Origin of the sequence: Bacillus sp. FJAT-27986 (assembly GCF_001685035.1) — a bacterium.
Lineage (GTDB): Bacteria > Bacillota > Bacilli > Bacillales > Pradoshiaceae > Pradoshia.
In genome coordinates this window covers 1-16982 of record NZ_MAYV01000003.1, presented here as the reverse complement: position 1 = coordinate 16982, position 16982 = coordinate 1, and the positions used below count along the sequence as shown (strand labels likewise).

Genomic DNA, 16982 nt, shown 5'->3' with positions numbered 1-16982 from the left:
TATAAACTGAATCTGGAAAAAGTCAAATGGAATCCTTTCGACAAAATACCAATGAATCCCTGATATATAAGGATTTTATATTTTGATTCAGGCTAAGTTTTTATATGGTTTTATTGACAATTCGAGGTGAGCTTAATCAACTGTTTCTAGTCAGAGGTGTGTCTATATAAAAATGGAAAAGTATTCTATGATTTAGATATTTTCAAATGGCGGGTTAATAGCCAGTTCTGTATTGTATGCTCTAGGTCTGGAACGAGAACAAGCTATGCAAAACAAATTTATATAGACATTTTCTTTTAAAGATTGGAGTCATAAATAATTTGCAAAGTGGATTCTTTCATCTAAAGGTAATTACTCGGATTACTTAAATACAAAAGAAGTTTACATCCATTATATATCGAAAATATTATCAAAACCATTTGTATGATCCTCTTATCTATATAGTAAGGTTAACCATACTAAACCAAAAATATTATTACAGCAGATTTATCTATCTAAATTAAAAATTAAATCTCTATTGGAAGATAAACCCTATAATGATCCATTATATAGTATAAAAATCTTTATAAACAGATTCTTTGGACTTGTTTTCCTATCTTATTAGCGGATTTAAATATGCTCATAATCAGACCCAATACAAGATTTAAACCGTTTAATCAACTTTTCTATAGTATTTGTTAGTTATTGATTAGTACGCAATAAAAAGCAAGAATTATTATTACCCTTAGTAACGAACGTTTAATCGTCTAAATTAAATTTAATATAAATAATGGACATAGATGTTTATTATAAAAATGAACGGGAATGTATAGAGTATTAACGGCGCCGTTGAATAAAACAAAACAGTCCATAATTGGTCTGAATAAGAAATTATTTGTGAGTAACCACAGATCTTGTTAAGTAAACATCTGAATAAACTTTTTTACAATCAGATTAGGGATAAACTTGAGTCTGTTGGCTACTCTATATATTGAAATATGTTTTGAAGTTATAACGCAATTATCCCTAATCAGGTAACTGACATAGTCAGGCCAATTGAACAAATAAAAGGAGGAAAATAACATGAGTTTTATTATATCATTAATCGTAGGTGGAATTTTAGGTTGGGTTGCAAGTTTAATCGTAGGTAAAGATGTACCAGGTGGTATTATCGGTAACATTATTGCAGGTATTATTGGTTCTTGGTTAGGTACAGCTATTTTTGGAGATATGGGACCAACAGTTGCAGGATATGCAATTATACCGGCATTAATCGGTGCGATTATTTTAATCTTCATCGTAAGCATGATTATGAAAGCTGTAAGAAAAACAGCCTAACTATCAATTGAAAATCTTACTATAGCTTAAAAAGTAAAAGACAAATCCTTTCTGCCATAGGTAGTAAAGGATTTGTCTTTTTTTGCATTATTATTTCGAAGGAAATCTTCTATATAAATGGAATTTCGCTTTCGACCGATAATTCTTCTCCTGTAAGCGGCTGTATAAACTCTAATTTGTATGCATGAAGGGCCTGTCTATTGAGAGAGGCACTTTTTGTTCCTCCATATAAGGTATCACCAATAAGCGGATGGCCAATAGAGCTCATATGGACTCGTATTTGATGAGTACGGCCAGTTTCCAATATACAGGCTACAAGAGATTGATTTTTAGATTTAAATCTTTGTAAAACTTTATATTTTGTTACTGCATGTTTACCGGAAGTGGATACTCGCATTCTCCCTGATGTATGCCGGTCTCTGGCAATCGGAGCATTTATGGTACCTTGCTCTTTTTTTACGATTCCCTGAACTAGGGCTGCATAAGTTCTTTTTATTTTCCCTTGACTCAAAGCCTGATCCAGTATCGCTCCTGCATAAGCATGCTTAGCAAAGAGAATGGCACCCGAAGTATCCTTATCTAAGCGATGGATATGGCGAGGCTTAATTTTATTATTATCAATATATGCGGTGACAGCATTCATTAAGGAATGGTTATCATTTTCTGAGATTGGATGTGTATTAAGAAATGGTGGTTTGTTCACGACCATAATATCATCATCCTCATAAAGGATATCTAATTTCATTTTTAATGGTACTAACACATTTAAATCTTCTGCATAAATGGGTATATACATAATAGAAGAAGATTCTATTTTAGTTGACCAGGAAATCACCTCACCATTTAATAAAACGATTTTTTCCATTCGCCATTGATGTAACATTTTCTTTGGTATATGCAGGTGATCTCTTAAAATAATTTCTACTGATTTTCCTATCCAGTCAGGAGGGCAGGTAATTAGAGCATATGGACCTGATTTAATTACGTTTAACATGTAAATACCTCGTTTTTAGCAAAGTTAATTAGTATTATCAATACATTATCATGTGCTATCCTATAAATGCCAATAGAGGAAGATTGCAGAAAGTGAGGGTGATCAATATGAAAATTGTAGAAGGCTCTCTTCATTTACAGGATATAGAAATAGATAAGGCTGTAGAGAAATTTTATTTAGAACTGTTCCCAATGTACTTTACTAAAGAACAAATTGATTTGTTCACTTTAAATGAAGTACTGTCTGTACCAGGTTCAAATTCTCATATCGGTACGTTAAAAGGTGCCTTTCAAGCATTATCCTGTATACAAACCTTGATGATCATTCTAGAAAATCGAAGTGAAGATTCCAAGGCTGTTGAATTATTTAATCACAATGCACGGCTCTTGAATGAACTTGGTATCTTTTTTCCTTTTGAGCATAAACACTTTTTTAGTGAGGATAGACAGATTGAGCTTCCATTGTACCAAACAAAAGCAGCAAACACCTATTTAATTTAAAGAAACACGCCGAGCAGTGCCCGGCGTGTTTTTTATAAATTGTCAAACCACTGTTTAAATTCTTCAGCGGTATGTTCTCCCGAAATACGGCTTGTTTCTTTACCATTTTTATAATGGATAAGAGTCGGTGTCCCTGATCCTTCAATTTCGTCCCAGCCTTGCTCAAACTCCAGCACATTATATTGATAAATATGCTCGTCCAATTCTTCTGCTACGGGCATTAGAATTGGAGTGGTTTTTACACAATGTGAACATTCAGGACTGAAATAATAAACAGTCATCGCTTCTTCTTTTTCAAGCTTTTCATCTAATTCATCCGGTGTAATGATGTTTTGATACAGTGGATCATCTAATTGATCAACAGTGGCAGGTCTTAAATTTTCTTTTCCATATGGATTAATACCTGACGTTTTTTCTGTTTGCTGTTTATTAGATAAATACGCTATTGCAGCAAAAATTAAAACAACCGCTGCGACGAAAATAATGACTTTCTTCATTTTGTTTCCCCCTTTGTCACTTTAAATATATACAAGCTGCATACAAATATGATGATAAAAGCAATTAATGCAAGCATTGGTATAGTTATGAAGCCAAGCCAGTTAATATAGTCGCCTGTACACGGAATTCGGCCGCATGTAACAGCACGATCCGTAAAAAACGGTACCTTCTGAATAAGCACGTGATAGGTTGAAATGCACGCTCCGATGGCAGATAAAATCATTGTATAAAAAGCAATATGATAATCTTTTTTCCAGATTGCCAGCACAAGGATTACAGTAAAAGGATACATCACAATTCGCTGATACCAACATAAAACACATGGCTCATAGCCTTTTATTTCTGAAAAATACAGACTGCCGGCCATCGCTATAAAGGCTGCAGCAAATGCCAGAAAAAGGGCGTTGTCACGATTTATAATTTTCTTTTGCATGAAAATTCCCCCTTTTCATTTTATTTACTACATTAAAATTATAGTATGTTATCATAATATTGTAAAAAGAAATCGCTTACCAACACATAATTGGAGTATATTGGCTTTAAGGCTCATAGCAGAGCAGTAGGGATTAGATTTTTAGTATTCATACCAATGTACACATCGTTAGGAAGGTGCTGAATAATGAAGAAACAGTGGTGGAAAGAAGCAGTTGTTTATCAAATTTACCCACGAAGCTTTATGGATTCCAATGGAGATGGAGTGGGTGATATTCAGGGAATCGTCTCACGCCTGGACTATTTAAAAGAGCTTGGTATAGATGTAGTCTGGCTTTCTCCGGTATATAAGTCACCAAATGATGATAACGGTTACGATATTAGTGATTATCGCGATATTATGAATGAGTTTGGAACCATGCAGGATTGGGAAATGATGCTTGAGGAAATGCATAAAAGAGGCATAAGGCTTGTGATGGACCTTGTCGTCAATCATTCATCTGATGAACATGCATGGTTTATGGAGTCGGAAAAATCTAAAGACAATCCCTATAGAGATTATTACATATGGCGTCCAGGTAAAGATGGAAAAGAGCCGAATAACTGGGAATCCTTTTTTAGTGGATCAGCTTGGCAATATAATGAAGAAACTGATGATTATTACTTACATTTATTCTCTAAAAAACAGCCGGATCTTAACTGGGAAAATGAAAAGGTTCGTAAAGAAGTATATGATCTCATGAAGTTTTGGCTTGATAAAGGGGTAGATGGATTCCGAATGGATGTAATCAATCTAATTTCCAAGGACCCTTCTCTTCCTGATGGTCCGGTTGTGGAAGGCAAAGATTATGCATCTGGTGCGGATTATTATATGAACGGCCCTAAAATACATGAGTATTTACAGGAAATGAATAAAGAGATGCTTTCGCATTACGATGTCATGTCTGTTGGAGAAACCCCTGGTGTAACACCAAATGAAGGTATTTTATATACGGGTGAAGATCGTCATGAGTTAGATATGATTTTTCAATTTGAACATATGGACGTAGATTCCGGTCCATCAGGAAAATGGGACGTTAAGCCCCTGGACTTGGTGAAATTAAAAAAAATCTTATCAAAATGGCAAACAGAACTCCATGGAAAAGGGTGGAATAGCCTTTATTGGAATAATCATGACCAGCCAAGAATCGTTTCCCGTTTTGGAGATGATGGCACATATCGTATAGAATCTGCCAAAATGTTGGGTACATGTTTGCATTTCCTGCAGGGTACTCCTTATATATATCAAGGTGAGGAAATCGGAATGACAAATGTACAATTTCCTGATATTGAGTATTACCGGGATATCGAGAGTATAAATATGTACAATGAAAAAATAGAAAAAGGCATGGAGCCAGAGCAGATCATGAAGGGTATTTTTGCAAAAGGCCGTGACAATGCACGTACCCCAATGCAGTGGGATAACTCTGAGCAAGCTGGTTTTTCAACCGGGAAACCGTGGATTAACGTAAATCCAAACTATGTGGATATAAACGCTAAGAATGCATTAAAGGATTCCGATTCGATTTTCTACTATTATAAGAAGCTAATCGCCCTGCGTAAGGAAATGCGGATTATAGTAGAAGGAAGTTTTGAATTGATTGAAGCAGAACACGAATATGTCTTTGCCTATATGAGACATCTTGATAATCAAACATTGCTTGTGTTAACCAACTTTACAGGTGGGGAACAATCAGTAGCTTGGCCGGATAGTGTAAAAGATTATCATGGACGAAAGATAATAAGTAATTACTCTGATCGTATTATGCAAGAAACTGCTGCTGAGACAATTTTGAGACCATGGGAAGCTATTGTTTATTTAATAGAAAGATAAAGCACTAATGAGCTGTTAGAGATAAAGCCAACAGCTTTTCTTTATGTGACGGCAGCTGTATCGAGTTTTCTTTCCATTTGGTCTTGGCTATTGTTTAAAAAAATAGATAAATGGGAAAAAACAGAGGATAGAGAGAATGGGTATGAAAAAGGAGTGTCGTGTCCGTGACAGAGGAATTGGATTTAACTAAATATGAACATAAAATGGAAATTAGGCGAATGGAGATCCGCGATATAGATGATATTATGGAGCTTCAAAAGCTTTGTTTTCCCGGGATGGATCCGTGGAAACGCGAGCATTTGGAAAGCCATTTATCCATTTTTCCGGAAGGACAATTTGTAGCAGAATTAAATGATGAAGTGATTGGTTCATGCTCTAGTTTAATCATTAATTTTGATGAATATGATGATCGTCATACTTGGTCTGAAATAACAGATGACGGATATATCACCAACCATAATTCTGATGGTTTAAATCTTTATGGAATTGAAGTTATGGTCCATCCTAAGTATAGAAAAATGAAGGTTGGGCATCGTTTGTATGAAGAACGTAAGGAATTAGCCCGTAAATTAAATCTAAAAAGTATTATTATTGGTGGAAGGATTCCAAACTACCATAAATATGCAGATCAAATGACTGCACGTGAATATGTGGAAGAAGTACGCTTACATAAAATATATGATCCGGTCTTATCCTTCCAATTTCTGAATGAATTTACGCTCACACGTATTAATCAAAATTATTTGGAGGATGACCGAGCATCAGGAAAATATGCAACACTGATGGAATGGAATAATGTAGATTATCGTCCTAAATCTAAACGGTATTATAAAACCGCATATCCTGTCCGAATATGTGTTGTGCAATATATGATGAGAAAGATCAACTCATTCGAGGATTTCGCGAATCAAGTTGAATACTTTGTTGATGTGGCAGCGGATGCAGATTCTGATTTTGTGGTATTTCCAGAAATTTTAACCTCTCAATTGATGTCCTTTTTAGATGAAAAGGTTCCAAGTAAGGCAGTGCGAAAAGTGACAGATTTTACAGAGCAATATATTGAGTTGTTTACAAACTTGGCGGTCCGCTATAATGTAAATATTATTGGCGGTTCCCATTTTGTGAAAGAAGAGGATGATAATATTTATAATATTGCTTATCTCTTTAGGAGAGATGGAACAATCGAGAAGCAATATAAACTCCATATTACACCGAATGAGAAAAAGTGGTGGGGGATTAATGAAGGTGATGAGGTAAATGTATTCGATACAGATTGCGGAAAAATCTCCATGCTGATTTGCTATGATATAGAGTTTCCTGAATTATCTAGGATCGCAACAGATAAAGGAGCAAATATTATTTTCACTCCATTCTGTACAGAAGATCGACAGGGATATTTACGGGTTAGATACTGTGCTCAGGCACGTGCAGTCGAAAATCAGGTATACACCGTCATATCTGGAACAGTAGGCAATCTGCCGCAAACAGAAAATATGGACATTCAATATGCGCAATCGGCGATCTTTACCCCCTCTGATTTTGAATATCCGCGTGATGGCATTGTGGGAGAAACGAATGCTAATATAGAAATGGTGCTGATTGGAGATGTCGACCTTGAAATTTTGCGACGTCAAAGATTATCCGGGACCGTACGCCAACTAAAGGATCGGAGAAGGGATTTATATGAACTTCATTACAAAAAGTATTGATTGGTAAATATTTCTCTAAAGATATTCCTTGAAAATATTCAAGAAATATTAAATATTTAGTAAAATAAAGAAGATCTTATTTAGTTAGCAATTTATTTAGGAGGAATAAAATAAATGGATTGGAAAACAACTTTTAATAAATGGAATGATCACTTAACGCTTGAACCAGAGCTTCATGAGAAACTGACTTCTCTTGTGGATGATGAAGTTGCGTTAGAAGATTGTTTCTATAAGAATTTAGAATTCGGTACAGGCGGTATGCGTGGAGAAATTGGTGTAGGAACAAACCGCATGAATGTTTATACAATCCGTAAAGCAACACAAGGCTTTGCATCCTATATTGAGAAATTAGGAGAAGAAGCAAAACAGCGTGGAGTTGTTATTGCTTATGATTCTAGACATAAATCACCTGAGTTTGCGATGGAAGCAGCAAAAACACTGGCAACCAACGGAATTCAAGCTTATGTATTTGATAGCCTTCGTCCAACTCCAGAGCTTTCTTTTGCAGTTCGATACTTACGTGCAATCGGTGGTATTGTAATTACAGCAAGCCATAATCCTCCAGAATATAATGGATATAAAGTGTATAACGAAGATGGTGGACAACTGCCTCCTGCTGATGCAGATGTTCTGATTGAGATGGTTAATGCTATTGAAAATGAACTTGAAATTAAAGTGGAAGAAGAGTCTGTATTACGTGATAAAGGATTAATTAAAATCATCGGTAAAGAAGTGGACGATGCATACAATGAAAAAGTCCTTACTATTTCTGAACAGCCTAATTTAGCAAAAGAAGTAGATGTAAAAGTCGTTTTCACACCGCTTCATGGTACAGCTAATCTTTCTGTTCGCCGAGCATTGAAGGATTTAGGTTATGAACATGTAGAAGTTGTAAAAGAACAAGAATTACCTGATCCTGAATTCTCAACTGTAAAATCTCCTAACCCAGAAGAGCATGCTGCATTTGAATTGGCAATCGCTAAAGGCAAAGAGATCGGTGCGGATATTTTAATTGGTACAGATCCAGATGCTGACCGTGTTGGTATTGCTGTTAAGAATGCAGAGGGAGAATATACGGTTTTAACAGGTAACCAAACAGGTGCGTTATTCTTAGACTATATTCTGTCTCAGAAGAAGGAAAAAGGAACAATGCCTGAAAATGGAATAATGTTCAAAACAATCGTAACATCAGAATTTGGACGTTCCATTGCCTCCAGTTATGGAGTAGAAACAGAAGATGTTCTGACTGGGTTTAAATTTATCGGGGAAAAAATCAAGCAGTATGAAGAGTCTGGAGAGTATTCTTTCCTATTTGGATATGAAGAAAGCTATGGTTCATTAATTAAAGATTTTGCCCGTGATAAAGATGCGGTTCAAGCTGCAGTAATGGCGGTAGAAATTTGTGCCCATTACAAACGCCTTGGAAAAACCTTATATCAGGCATTAGAGGATTTATATGAGAAGCATGGTTATTACTTAGAAGGAATGCGTTCCCTGACTTTAAAAGGAAAAGAAGGAGCTGCTCAAATCCAGCAAATTCTTGCTACATTCCGTAAGGAGCCGCTAGCCTCTCTTGCAGGTGTAAAAGTAGTGGCTGTTGAAGATTATAAAGAAAGCACACGAATGGATTTACTTACGAATGAAGAGGAAGCAATTCATTTACCAAAATCCAATGTTCTTAAATATTTCTTTGAAGATGAGTCTTGGGTTTGTTTAAGACCATCCGGAACTGAGCCTAAAATTAAGTTCTACTTTGCCGTTAAGGATAGCCAAAAACAAGCAAGTGAACAAAAGCTTCAGTCCTTCATGAATGAAATGATGCAAAAAGTATCAGAAATATAAAATACAAAACAGAGAGCTGACTAAAAGTCAGCTCTCTGTTTGTTTACACCCTTGGTTTCGCTGTTTGCATTTAGCCGTATATTTTTCCCACCACAGAAAAAAATAAAGATATTAAAAAGTCTGCATCGCCCATCCTTCTTCCTGATCATAAGGCAGGAATGTTGCATGGTCTATATATTGAAGAAGGGCATTTAGGGTCTTTTCAACGGACGCATTATCCTTAGAGAAATGATAGGCGTGCAGAAAATGTTCAATTTTTTTGGACAAAAAGTGGTCTTTTGTCCTTACCATCAGAAGTAGGAGGTTATCCCATTCTGAACGATGCGTGTAGTACAAAGCACGATCATAATCAACCTTATCCATTTGCTTCACTCTCCTTCTAGTGAGGAGTTAAAATTAGTTTGTTCAAAGTCATCATTTTATCACCCTGTAAAAGTTGGTCAGTTTGTAAATAGTAAAAATGAAACTTTCCATGGCTTAATTGTTAGAGGAACGGTTATCCTAATATCCGTATTTGACGTTTCTATTCTATATTTAATGTACTCAGTGACGAGTATGTGTAAGATATGGGCTAGATTTTAGGGGAGACTATTACATAAAGGCAGTTAAGGAAGTAAATAAATATAAATCAAGGGCAGGTCGAATAATTATTCTGTTTCTAACCCATTTTTCAGGTTGTTTTTAGACTCATTTGAGGACTTTTATACATGATTTTCCTATCCCTTCATATTAATGAGGTAAGAGAATGAGGGGGTGAATGGGTGAGAGCAGACGAGCAAAAAGACTTGGAGTATGCCATTGATGAAATAACGGAAATCGCTGTTGGATTTGGGCTCGATTTTTACCCAATGAGATATGAGATCTGCCCAAGCGAAATAATATATACTTTTGGAGCATATGGAATGCCAACTCGATATTCTCATTGGAGTTTCGGAAAACAATTTCACAAGATGAAGCTTCAGTATGACGTTGGATTAAGCAAAATTTACGAGCTGGTTATTAATTCTGATCCTTGCTATGCTTTTTTATTAGATTCCAATTCCTTGATTCAAAACAAATTAATTGTGGCTCATGTACTGGCACATTGTGATTTCTTTAAGAATAATGTTCGTTTTAAAAATACGAAGCGAGATATGGTGGAAAGTATGTCTGCCACTGCGGAAAGAGTTAGGCAATACGAGATTGAGCATGGGAAGCTGGAGGTTGAGAAGTTTCTTGATTCGGTCTTGGCGATTGAGGAACATATTGACCCATCGCTTGTTCGTCCACAATTGAATTGGTCCATGGATGAAGAGGAGATAGAGGATGATTCTCCGCAATTTACTACACCGTACGATGATTTATGGAACTTGGAAAGCAAGGAAAAGGGGCAAAAGAAAAAAACAAAGGTCAAGAAATTTCCCCCTCGTCCAGAAAAGGATATTCTTTTATTCATTGAACAGTATAGCCGTAACCTAGAGGATTGGCAGCGAGACATACTGACGATGATGCGTGAAGAGATGCTCTACTTTTGGCCGCAGCTTGAAACTAAAATCATGAACGAAGGCTGGGCGAGTTACTGGCACCAACGCATCCTACGTGAACTTGATTTAACCAGCGGTGAGTCAATCGAATTTGCAAAACTAAATGCAGGAGTGGTGCAGCCGTCAAGAACAGGCATTAATCCATATTACTTAGGCATCAAGATGTTTGAGGATATCGAAGAAAGATATAACAATCCAGACGAAGAGATGAGAAGGCGCGGGGTTAAACCAAATTCAGGCCGTGAGAAAATGTTTGAAGTGCGGGAAATCGAATCGGATATCTCCTTCCTCCGCAATTACCTCACAAAGGATTTGGTTATGCGTGAGGATATGTATCTATTCCAGAAAAAAGGACGCGACTATAAGATTGTCGATAAGCAATGGAAAGCGGTACGAGATCAGCTTGTCGGCATGCGGGTCAATGGAGGGTTCCCGTATATTACGGTGAATGACGGGGACTATTTAAAAAATGGGGAGCTTTACCTGAAGCATTGGTTTGAGGATATTGAGCTGGATGTAAAATACCTAGAGAAAGTTTTGCCGCATATGCATTATTTATGGGGACGAACGGTTCATATGGAAACGGTGTTGGAAGGTAAGGGAATTTTGTTTAGTTATGATGGGAAGAGTGTGAGTCGGAAGTATGTATGAGTAATGTGAAGAAGCCAATCAGGGATTGGCTTCTTTTATTTGAGAAGTGTTACTTTTTGAATATAAGGTCGTGCTCGATAATTGAAGAACGGGAATATAATTTGGTTACCAATTTTCTAAATTACTCTGTCCACAAACAAATGGAAGCAATAGCAGAAGATCAAGATTGTCAAATGGATGGTATCTTTTTATGCTGCTAACGGGGGCACCATTCCTGCAATAAATGAACAGTGTGGTTAAATATGTGAAACAACGTAATTTAAACTATCAATGGCAATAGCAGAATCATCTATAAACACCTTGAGAGGCATCGCATAAGATAAAAAATACCGCCATTGACGGTATTCAATCTTCTACTTTTAAAATTGGGAGTGGAACAATGGTTGAAACTAATTGACACTATTATTCTTCCTGATTTCGTCACGAATGTCCTTTAGATAATCATTTTTTTGTTTCATTAACTTTATGAAAGTACTTGTAACATAAATAGCAAAAATGAGAATTCCTAAATATATTATGATAGGAATAATCCCTAAGAAATCTAATATTTCCATAAATTAACCCCTCCAAACTATATTTTATAATCATATTATCATATTTTTCACAAATTAATCGTTAATAAACTTATACTCTCAGGGTAGATTGCAAAATGAGGGCAATCGCTTTTTTATTAAAGGGGAAGGTTAACGGAAAAAGACAAACGGCATCGATTATATCTGTTTTTACTTTACGTAAACTCGAACTTTTCGCTTTGTATGAATTGATGAATTCACAACGATTAACAGATACCCTAGTTTTTCAAAATACTGTACAACAGGCACATAATGCCAGTAGACTCTAAAACTATGGGAGGTCTTGTTTCTGTTAATTCTTCTACCTCTTTAATAAATGTATGAAGTTCATCTAAGCCATCCAGTGTATGTGCGACTTTAAAGCTCTTTTTGTAAGGCTTCTTTTTCTCCAAGAATGCTTGAACCTGACTTTCACCTTTTGCGACATCCAGACCAATGACTGGATTCATGAGTATCTCCTCCTCATCAATGAATTAGCTGGTAACCCCTAAATGGCTCCTTATAGTGTCATAGCTTCGCTTGTTATGCGAGATCTGGGTCCCAACCAGCTTCAATCATGTTTCTATAAGTAGGGGGGAACGGTTTAGTTGTCGGGATTAACTTTCCCACGGGGGGGCTTTCGTTCTACCCCCGCTACCTCTAGTATTCTAGACCTCAAAGAAAAAGGTCAACCAATTAACTTGGTCAACCTAATAATACGAAGGGCAGGATAGTTGCATAAGGAGTTATAATATATTAGACCAATTCTTTATGTTATTAATAATTTGTATCTGACACAAAGTGGTAGTGTTTAATTTACAAATAAAAGAGGAAGCGATACATATGATTCATACTTTTGCCGTAACAAACGATTTAAAACTAATAACTGATATACCATTAAAACGTTTAGATGATTCTGATATTAAATGGTTTTGGGTAGATTTCGATACACCTAGTGATAGAGAAGCACTCCTTTTACAAACTCATTTTGATTTGCATCCACTTGCAATTGAAGACTGCTTACATTCTCTACAACGTCCAAAACTTGATTATTATGATGGGTATAATTTTTTTGTTCTACACACTTTAAACCAATACTCCCTTGTACCTGAAGAATTAGATATATTTGTCGGACACAATTTTATAGTTACTTTCCATTCATCACCTTTAAGTGAAATAGGAATGGTTCGAAAAAGGGTAATGGAGGATAAAAATACTATTAATAAAGGGGTTCTCCACATTTTTTATTCAATAATGGATAAAATTGTAGATGAGTATTTTCCAAGTATTTATAAATGTGAAGATAAATTGAATGAAATAGAAATGAATAAAACAAATCAAGATTTAATTGAAAATGTTTATGAAATAAGAAACCAGTTACTTAAGTTAAGACGCACAATTTTTCCGATGAGAGAATTGCTGTATAGAATTTTAAATTCGGAGAGAGTGATAGTCCCAAAAGATGATCGAGTCTATTTTATGGATATATACGACCATTTATTGAGACTTTCTGAAATGATTGAGTCTAATCGAGAAATGACGGCAGATATACGAGACAATTATATTTCACTAAATTCAAACCGAATGAACAGAATTATGAAAACACTAACTGTTATGACATCAGTTTTCATTCCCTTAACGTTTATTGCCAGTATATATGGGATGAATTTTAAATATATGCCAGAACTTACCTTGCAATGGGGATATTTTGGAGTGCTGGGAGTTATGGTATCAGTTGGCTCTGTAATGTTGTTATGGTTTTGGCGTAAGGGTTGGTTTAAATGATTAAAAATAAAAAGCCGATGCAAAAAACGGGCACGATTGTTTAAAAAGGTTCACTTTTCCTTATAGAAATAACGGGGGCGTTGATCCAAGAAGGATTAATGCCTTTTTGTGTTGAATTTCTTATTGTAAAAACGGGGTAGGTTAGCGGAATGAAAAATTTTCTGAAACTTCAAACTAGTATCCATCGTATATAATTAATAACAGGAAATACCAGGAAAGGGGATTTTATGTTGCAGTTGTTTTTAAAGGGATTATATAGAGGGTCTATCTCATTTGGTATCTTACTAATAATTTCACTGTCGTATAAGTTGCAAGGGCAATCAGATGATTCGAGTGTTTATTTTTTTTATGGCCTTATAGCCTTTTTCCTTGGGGTGACAAGCGTCATATATCAAATTGAACAATGGAGTTTTTTAAAGCAAATTTTTGCTCATTATATGGCGATGCTGATTACTGTTTTTCCAACGTTGCTATTAAGTGGTTTTTATCCGTTAGATTCATTTAAAGTTGTATTTGATGTGTATCTCCAATTTAATAAAGTGGGGATTATCTTATTTTTGACTTCATATTTTATTTCATATTTTTTTTCACGTAAAAATTCTAATAATAGCACATCAATATGATTGAGGTATACGACTGACGGTGGGCATTGATCTAAGAAGGATTAATCCCTTTTGTGTTGAACCTCTTATGGAAGTAACGGAGCAGGTTAGCGGAAGAAGGAATATTACAAAGATAAGTTGAATCTATATATATCGGTGGGAATGAAATGTGGAAAGAATTTATCAATTCAATTACGAAAGAACAACACTTTAAAGATCCTGCTACAAAGAGCGAGATTGAAGAAATTCAACGAAAACTAATTGTAGAAACGGGGCAGGTTAGCTTAAGAAGGTGTTTTTATCAGCATTGGAGAATATGTTAAATGCCTTGTTAAACGCAGTAACTGGAGGATATCAATATGAACCAAAAAGAATTAGATTCGATAATTAAACAGCCATCAAATATAAGATATGAGTATTTGGTCGCTGATTATGAGGAAGTCTGGGGTTTATATGACGATGGTTGGGCAACAGCACAGGATGATGATGGAAATATGTTGATTCCTTTCTTTCCTAGAAAAGAATTTGCAGAATACTGTGCCGTTAATGAGTGGAATAACTTCAAAGCTGAACCAATTGACTTAAATGAGTTTATTGAGAACTGGCTTGTTGGTATGAGGAAAGATAGAGTTAAACCATCCGTTTTCCCAATCAATGAAGACTCAGTAATGGTGGAGATCGATGTGTTATTAAGAGATTTAAATAGTGAGTTAGAGAATTATTAAGTAAGGTTTGCGTTTCAATATCAAGGGCTGTGTTCAGCTCTTTTTTAGTTATTCGACAAACGGGGCAGGTTAGCTGAAAAAGGATTTTTATTATACATAGGAGAATTAATATTATATTATTAACCGTTACTGAGAGAGGTTTAACTGTATGACAACTTACTTGAAGAAAGAGAAAAATAAAGCTCCTAAAAAAGCACTTAGAGTATTCCTTGTTATCTGTCTTTTATTTACTGGGGTTATTGCTTATGGAGTATATTGGGCGTTTTTCGATATGAACAGACTACCAAAAGGAGAATATCTTATCGAAAAAACATCACCTGGCGGCCATTACACACTAAAAGCATATCTCACTAACGGAGGTGCTACAACGTCATATGCTGTTCGTGGCGAGTTAGTCTTTAATGAAGGCAATAAGAAAGCCAAAAATATTTATTGGAATGAACGGAGAAGAAACTGCCAATATTACCTGGACAGACAATGATACAGTTGAGATCAATGGGCATACATTAGATGTACCTAATGATAAATTTGATTTTAGACATCAATGATTCATTACTAAACATACTGTTGAATTGAATCAAGATAGATCCAAATTTTTAATTCTTTATTGGACAAACGGGGCAGTTTGGTTGAAGAAGAGTTGTTGTAATATGGATAACAATATTGTGTAGGGAAATATTCGAGATAATGGGAAGGGCTGTTATGAATAAAAAAATGGTGCTAGTAGGATTTTTAGGGTTATTGTCATTTATGTTTGGCATTTACATATCACAATGGACAATTTGGGGCGTGATTATGGGTATTGGTGGAGGATATGCTATGGGGTTTGGTGCTTTCAAATTATTTAATTAGTTAATGAACAAAAGGGGCAGGTTAGCGGAAGAAGGAAAGTAATGCTTTAAGGGGGATTATTATGCAAGATTTAGAAGTCAGGAAAAAGTTCTTTTTGTCGCTTCTTATTTTCCCGCCAATTGGTCTCTTGATTAGAACATACGATGAACTGTCATTAGTAACGAAAGGCATACTGACTACAGATATGTATGTTTTGATTTTAATTACAATAGTTGGAATAGTTGGGTATGTGGATGCCAAAAAGAAAATAAACAGTAAATAGATATCAGTATGTTCTAGTCAATATTAGACAAACGGGGCAGGTTAGCGGAAGAAGGATTTTTTGTAGTGATGTGATGAACTTGTTAACAAATACATTTTGTAAAGGAGTTTATTAACATTGAATGAAGAACAATTGATAAAAGCACTTGAATTACGAAAAGATGGTAAGAAGAAAGAATCAAATCAAATCCTATTAAAGATGGTAGAGAAATATCCTGATAATGCAATTATTAACTACCAATGTGCTTGGAGCTTTGATGTTTTAGGAGAAGAATCAAAAGCAGTTCCCTTCTATGAAAAGTCTATTAAGCAAGGGTTATCTGATAAAGATTTAGAAGGAGCAATATTGGGACTTGGAAGTACATATAGAGCTTTAGGGGAATATGAAAAATCCGAAAAAGTTTTTTTAAAAGGAATAGAATTATTTCCAACTAATAGAGCCGTTCAAGTGTTTTATTCAATGACCTTATATAATCTAAACGAGCATAAAAAGGCTATGGAGTTTTTACTGAAATGTTTGATAGATACCACAACAGACTCTGAAATACTGAGTTATAAAGAAGCAATTAATTTCTATGCCGATAAATTAGATGAAATGTGGATATAGATAATGAAGAGTTGCATTAAACGAACTGGGGCATTGATCCAAGAAGGATTTATGCCTTTTTATGTTGAAGTTCTTATAGAAGTAAAGGGGCAGGTTCGTATTATATAGTTCAGCCAGAACTTTCTGGTTGAACTTTTTTCATATGAATTTAATCTATCAGTAGCCAGGGTAGAACGTAAGGGGCAGTGGGACAAATGATCCCGTCCGCTAAACTGTTCACCCCCTACTTGTAGAAATATGTTTGAGGCTGGTTGGGACTG

17 protein-coding genes and 1 pseudogene are annotated in these 16982 nt (G+C 35.4%); 13 read left to right on the top strand and 5 right to left on the bottom strand.

Going from position 1 to position 16982, the window contains the following annotated elements; genetic code table 11:
• Nucleotides 1-1062: 1062 nt before the first annotated feature.
• Nucleotides 1063-1317 carry a GlsB/YeaQ/YmgE family stress response membrane protein gene (locus tag A8L44_RS05230; protein WP_066102728.1) on the top strand — a complete coding sequence of 85 codons (255 nt, stop codon included), beginning with the start codon at nucleotides 1063-1065 and terminating at the stop codon, nucleotides 1315-1317.
• A 109-nt stretch (nucleotides 1318-1426) separates the two neighbouring features.
• Here A8L44_RS05230 and A8L44_RS05225 read toward each other — a convergent pair whose 3' ends face one another.
• Nucleotides 1427-2311, bottom strand: a complete 885-nt coding sequence (locus tag A8L44_RS05225) for an RluA family pseudouridine synthase (RefSeq protein ID WP_066102726.1) — start codon at nucleotides 2309-2311, stop codon at nucleotides 1427-1429.
• Between the two features lie 107 nt (nucleotides 2312-2418).
• On the opposite strand from A8L44_RS05225, the gene A8L44_RS05220 reads away from it, so the two are divergent.
• Nucleotides 2419-2811: a DUF5365 family protein gene (locus A8L44_RS05220; protein WP_066102723.1), complete on the top strand. Its 393-nt coding sequence runs from the start codon at nucleotides 2419-2421 to the stop codon at nucleotides 2809-2811.
• Nucleotides 2812-2843: 32 nt separating this feature from the next.
• On the opposite strand, the gene A8L44_RS05215 is transcribed toward A8L44_RS05220, so the two are convergent.
• Nucleotides 2844-3308 (bottom strand): thioredoxin family protein, encoded by a 465-nt coding sequence (locus tag A8L44_RS05215; protein WP_066102720.1) that lies wholly within the window; start codon nucleotides 3306-3308, stop codon nucleotides 2844-2846.
• Nucleotides 3305-3742, bottom strand: a complete 438-nt coding sequence (locus tag A8L44_RS05210; RefSeq protein ID WP_066102716.1) for a disulfide oxidoreductase — start codon at nucleotides 3740-3742, stop codon at nucleotides 3305-3307. Before A8L44_RS05210 ends, A8L44_RS05215 begins: the two co-directional genes overlap by 4 nt.
• Before the next feature lie 186 nt (nucleotides 3743-3928).
• Here A8L44_RS05210 and A8L44_RS05205 point away from each other — a divergent pair, with 186 nt between their 5' ends.
• The 3 genes from A8L44_RS05205 to A8L44_RS05195 all read left to right on the top strand — a co-directional run bounded on the left by A8L44_RS05205 (nucleotide 3929) and on the right by A8L44_RS05195 (nucleotide 9165).
• Nucleotides 3929-5614, top strand: a complete 1686-nt coding sequence (locus A8L44_RS05205; protein ID WP_066102713.1) for a glycoside hydrolase family 13 protein — start codon at nucleotides 3929-3931, stop codon at nucleotides 5612-5614.
• A gap of 164 nt (nucleotides 5615-5778) precedes the next feature.
• Nucleotides 5779-7323, top strand: coding sequence for a bifunctional GNAT family N-acetyltransferase/carbon-nitrogen hydrolase family protein (locus A8L44_RS05200; RefSeq protein ID WP_066102710.1), 1545 nt, complete (start codon nucleotides 5779-5781; stop codon nucleotides 7321-7323).
• Nucleotides 7324-7437: 114 nt separating this feature from the next.
• A complete protein-coding gene (locus A8L44_RS05195) occupies nucleotides 7438-9165 on the top strand; it encodes a phospho-sugar mutase (protein ID WP_066102708.1) in 1728 nt (575 codons plus the stop codon).
• 111 nt (nucleotides 9166-9276) lie between these two features.
• Here the strand turns inward: A8L44_RS05195 and A8L44_RS05190 are convergent, their stop codons facing one another.
• Nucleotides 9277-9528 (bottom strand): YhdB family protein, encoded by a 252-nt coding sequence (locus A8L44_RS05190; RefSeq protein WP_066102706.1) that lies wholly within the window; start codon nucleotides 9526-9528, stop codon nucleotides 9277-9279.
• A gap of 398 nt (nucleotides 9529-9926) precedes the next feature.
• Here A8L44_RS05190 and A8L44_RS05185 point away from each other — a divergent pair, with 398 nt between their 5' ends.
• Complete coding sequence (locus A8L44_RS05185) at nucleotides 9927-11339, top strand: SpoVR family protein (RefSeq protein ID WP_066102703.1); 1413 nt, start codon at nucleotides 9927-9929, stop codon at nucleotides 11337-11339.
• A 790-nt stretch (nucleotides 11340-12129) separates the two neighbouring features.
• Here the strand turns inward: A8L44_RS05185 and A8L44_RS05180 are convergent.
• On the bottom strand, nucleotides 12130-12360 hold the full coding sequence (locus A8L44_RS05180; protein WP_066102700.1) for a hypothetical protein: 231 nt from the start codon (nucleotides 12358-12360) through the stop codon (nucleotides 12130-12132).
• A 373-nt stretch (nucleotides 12361-12733) separates the two neighbouring features.
• On the opposite strand from A8L44_RS05180, the gene corA reads away from it, so the two are divergent.
• The 7 genes and pseudogenes from corA to A8L44_RS05150 all read left to right on the top strand — a co-directional run bounded on the left by corA (nucleotide 12734) and on the right by A8L44_RS05150 (nucleotide 16722).
• Entirely contained in the window at nucleotides 12734-13675 is a 942-nt protein-coding gene (gene corA, locus A8L44_RS05175) for a magnesium/cobalt transporter CorA (protein ID WP_066102697.1), read from the top strand.
• A gap of 227 nt (nucleotides 13676-13902) precedes the next feature.
• Nucleotides 13903-14298 (top strand): DUF3021 family protein, encoded by a 396-nt coding sequence (locus A8L44_RS19445; protein WP_066102694.1) that lies wholly within the window; start codon nucleotides 13903-13905, stop codon nucleotides 14296-14298.
• Between the two features lie 338 nt (nucleotides 14299-14636).
• Nucleotides 14637-15002: a DUF2750 domain-containing protein gene (locus A8L44_RS05165; RefSeq protein ID WP_066102691.1), complete on the top strand. Its 366-nt coding sequence runs from the start codon at nucleotides 14637-14639 to the stop codon at nucleotides 15000-15002.
• Between the two features lie 148 nt (nucleotides 15003-15150).
• Nucleotides 15151-15550: pseudogene (locus tag A8L44_RS05160) on the top strand (DUF5412 domain-containing protein).
• 154 nt (nucleotides 15551-15704) lie between these two features.
• The gene (locus A8L44_RS18860) at nucleotides 15705-15854 is read left to right on the top strand and encodes a hypothetical protein (protein WP_175354244.1); all 150 of its coding nucleotides are present in this window, start codon (nucleotides 15705-15707) and stop codon (nucleotides 15852-15854) included.
• A 61-nt stretch (nucleotides 15855-15915) separates the two neighbouring features.
• Nucleotides 15916-16116, top strand: a complete 201-nt coding sequence (locus A8L44_RS05155; protein ID WP_066102689.1) for a hypothetical protein — start codon at nucleotides 15916-15918, stop codon at nucleotides 16114-16116.
• Nucleotides 16117-16233: 117 nt separating this feature from the next.
• Nucleotides 16234-16722, top strand: coding sequence for a tetratricopeptide repeat protein (locus tag A8L44_RS05150; protein ID WP_066102683.1), 489 nt, complete (start codon nucleotides 16234-16236; stop codon nucleotides 16720-16722).
• Nucleotides 16723-16982: the final 260 nt, after the last annotated feature.